General features: G+C 35.4%; 3 protein-coding genes and 1 pseudogene. 2 read left to right on the forward strand and 2 right to left on the reverse strand.

Going from position 1 to position 3659, the window contains the following annotated elements; all coding sequences use genetic code 11:
- Window positions 1–14 precede the first annotated feature (14 nt).
- Both AC1DSL_RS16345 and AC1DSL_RS16350 read left to right on the forward strand, forming a co-directional pair.
- Window positions 15–113: pseudogene (locus AC1DSL_RS16345) on the forward strand (cell wall hydrolase); the annotation flags it as partial.
- Between the two features lie 439 nt (window positions 114–552).
- Window positions 553–1260, forward strand: coding sequence for a DNA alkylation repair protein (locus AC1DSL_RS16350; RefSeq protein WP_477533003.1), 708 nt, complete (start codon window positions 553–555; stop codon window positions 1258–1260).
- 484 nt (window positions 1261–1744) lie between these two features.
- Here AC1DSL_RS16350 and AC1DSL_RS16355 read toward each other — a convergent pair whose 3' ends face one another.
- Both AC1DSL_RS16355 and AC1DSL_RS16360 read right to left on the reverse strand, forming a co-directional pair.
- Complete coding sequence (locus AC1DSL_RS16355; RefSeq protein ID WP_477533004.1) at window positions 1745–2179, reverse strand: SRPBCC domain-containing protein; 435 nt, start codon at window positions 2177–2179, stop codon at window positions 1745–1747.
- Between the two features lie 1185 nt (window positions 2180–3364).
- Window positions 3365–3547 (reverse strand): hypothetical protein, encoded by a 183-nt coding sequence (locus tag AC1DSL_RS16360; RefSeq protein WP_016427518.1) that lies wholly within the window; start codon window positions 3545–3547, stop codon window positions 3365–3367.
- Between the last annotated feature and the right edge of the window lie 112 nt (window positions 3548–3659).

The raw sequence follows: 3659 nt of genomic DNA on the forward strand, positions 1-3659 counted from the left end.
CATATGCACCATGACCTCCAACATGGTACGGTCAACCTTATGCTGGTCAATTTAAAAATCATTGTTATTATGAACCAGCAGCTGGAACATGTGATAGTGTTTATAGTGGTTAGGTTGTCTAGGAGCTATTATTAATTCTGGAGGTTTTTGTGATTTTGCCTTTTGGTGCAACAACATTTTTAGTTATAGGTACTGGTTACCAACAATATTCATTCAATGCACTCCTAAAGGTAATGTAACAGTTGTCGGTTGAAAAAAGCTGAACCCAAACCTCAGCCTGTTTTTTTAAAAACGATATTTTGTATTTTTATCTTACTAATAAAAAAGGGAACCTCCTGGTTAGCAGGGTTCCCTTTTTTTACATATCAAACATTTAGTAATAGTAATTTATCCAAGGATGCAAGATTGTGAAGTATTGTACTTAAACTAAAATGTTCTTTCGTATTATAAGGTCAACCAGTTTTTAAAGGTTGACCTTATTTTTATATGATTTAATATTTCAGTAAATAGTTGTTACAATGAAATTATTAATAAGGAAGGATGTGCAAAACTATGGATTTCAAAACAGTTATGCAGGAGCTTGAAGCCCTCGGTAAGGAACGAACGAAAAAAATATACTTATCTAATGGTGCGCACGAGCCTCTTTTTGGCGTAGCTACAGGCGCTATGAAACCAATTGCAAAGAAGATAAGAATAAATCAACATTTAGCTGACGAGCTTTATTCCACAGGTAACTACGATGCAATGTACTTTGCAGGCATTATTGCAGATCCAAAAGCCATGACTGAGTCGGATTTTGATCGGTGGATGGATGCAGCATATTTTTATATGCTGTCCGATTATGTGGTTGCAGTAACTTTATCAGAGTCTGATATTGCACAAGACGTTGCTGATAAATGGATTGCAAGCGGTCAAGAGCTGAGAATGTCAGCGGGCTGGAGTTGCTACTGCTGGCTTTTAGGTAATCGCATAGACAATGAATTTTCCGAAAGTAAGATTTCAAATATGCTTGATCTTGTAAAAAATAAGATTCACGATTCCCCAGAACGAACGAAATCAGCTATGAATAATTTTCTATACACTGTGGGGACTTCATATTTGCCTCACCATGAAAAGGCAGTCGAGACCGCAAAGGCAGTAGGTACAGTAGAAGTCAAACGGGACAAGAAAAAAAGCAGTATCCTAAACGCTTACGAAAGTATTCAAAAAGAAATTGATAAAGGGAGGCTGGGTTTTAAACGAAAACATGTAAGATGTTAAAAATTAGCTTCGTATCGGTGTGTTGATCGAAGAAGGTTTGACGTTCTTTAATGTTGAAGTTAGTGAACTCCCATGAAAAATAAAAAACGCTCAAAATCAATAATAGTGCATAAAAAGAGGACCCAGAAAAAAGTTTTTTTAAAAAAGGATGAGCCTTAATTCTTCTTCAACTAACAGGGCAGCTTTCCTGTTTGAAGGATGTTCGAGGTCTTGAACGAAAAAGAGCCCTCTTGTATGATCATGAGTGTCAACTGTCATTGACTCATTATCAAACAAGGAGGACTCCTATACGGCTCTTTCTGCTTGTTCAACTAATTGGGCAGGTTAGTTGAAGAAGAAGAAAGGAAAATAGAGGTTTATGATACGTTCCCAGACGTTATTCTTCTAGTAAGTTTAAAAATGGTTAACATAAAAAAACCTTCCCAAAGGAAGGTAACAATAAGCTTTTGAATAATTTTTATTCAATCTCAAGTCCGAATTATTTTTAATTTTCTTTAGAAAGTTCGCTATATCTTTTGAAATTTTCTAGAATCGCCTGCCAGCCTGCTTTTTGCTGCTCAATGGAATGAGTGGCTTCTCCTTCAAAAACTTCAATTATCTTAGTGTCGTTTTCATGACTAACAAACGTGATCGTAACTTTCCTACCATCTCCAAGAGTGTAAGAAATAAATTCATTTATTCTAATTTCATCATAAACTMCACCAAAATCAAATACAAAGCTTCCATCCTTTGCTTCCATTCTTGTATGGAATCTTCCGCCAACCCTTACATCATTTTCGGCAATTGGTGCGTGCCAGTCTTCAGAAGCAAACGTCCATTTCGTTATATGCTGTGGTTCTGTCCAAAATTCCCACACTTTTTCAACGGGTGCATGAACTATTGTTTCTACCGTTATGGTTACTTTATCGCCTGTGTCCATTATAATTCACCTCTCATCATTAATGGCTAATTATACCACATGATTTTTAGGTTAGAATAGTTGGAAAGCATCGGAAACCCAAAATAATTAACCGGAAATATGCGCTTAGATAAGACATGCGGAAGCTTATAAACGGATTAAGACTTTCTAAACCGATTGAAGAAGAAGGGTGCAGTGCAAAGTGTCAGCTCTTTTTTCTTATTGAACTAACGGGGCGGGTAAGTTGAATAAGAATGGGTTTTTTGGGTTTGTGTTGAATAAGTTAATTTATGTAGCCAGCATCGAACTATATATTGTTAATTGTTAGTGTTCTGTTATTAGCACTAGCCTGTCATGTTCTCTATTTCGGGGATTTCAATAAAGTTTCTATTGTTACCGCAGTGGTTTCCATGATCCTTTGTGGAGTAGTGTTTTTTAGTTCATCTTTGCCCTATGTGACGATATCCAATGAAGAAATCTCTTTTCGGAAAGTTTTTTCGGTAAAAATACACAGATATGCTTGGGATGATATTAATCGTTATATTTATTACGAGACTAAACCAGGTGACCAAAAACGTGCACATTATGAGTTTTACTTTTCAGATGGAAGTATACTTTCTATAMCTCACACTGGGCTATTTACGGACGAAGTGCAAAATAAAATACACAAGAAAATCAGGACCTTAGACATTGAGTTGGAGAGGATGTATTAAGTTTTAAAGGATGCCTTAAAATAACGGATGCAAAGTAGCCTTATATCTAATTGAACTAACGGATTTTTTCGATATGAAAAATTTTATTATCCAGAAAACTGATGTATATCAAGGTGGCCTTGGTAAACAAGAGATAGTTGAATTTATTAAAAGAATAGTCAATCAAGAGATAAATATTCATCATCTATAATTTCCTTATTCAACTAACGGGTGCTTTACTTCAAAAAGGAGTGAAACCATTTTTTATTGAACTTACGGGGGGCAAAAAACTGCACCTTCAATCGTTAGACACAACTAACAATTGGAAGTGCAGTTCATTATAGTGGTTTTCTTTGAAGAAATGGTAGATTTATCATATTTCGAGAGTGGAAATGATGTTGTGGAAAGTTTATAAAAAAATCCACGCTGTAGATCAAAAGAGTTATATCCTATTCTTTGGAAACGCCATACACCCTAAGAGGGAGGGGGGGTCTTTCAAATCTTGATAAAACAATCAATGCATTCCTTTCCATTCCCCTTGGTTTTTGGATGCTTTTTCTTTTTTCGCCTTTTCTTTTTTTGCTCGATTAGCATTTGCACTGCCAAATTCTTTGGAGAATTCTGAATCTGTTTTGCTGGAGTCAAACCCTTGTTTATTCTTTTGTTCTGCGTCATTTTTCTTAGTCCGTTTTGCCATAGATATCACTCCTTTTGTTCTTTAGTATGAGAAATGAAAGTAGAAATATACGTCATAGCATTTTGCAGGTATTTATCAATCTCCCTAAACAATTTCTAACAACTTAATTAAT

It is taken from the genome of Paenisporosarcina sp. P4_D4 (genome assembly GCF_056401835.1).

Coding starts and splice junctions, on each gene's coding strand:
- AC1DSL_RS16350 (WP_477533003.1), top strand. CDS start 553: ATGGATTTCAAAACAGTTATGCAGGAGCTTGAAGCCCTCGGTAAGGAA.
- AC1DSL_RS16360 (WP_016427518.1), bottom strand. CDS start 3,547: ATGGCAAAACGGACTAAGAAAAATGACGCAGAACAAAAGAATAAACAA.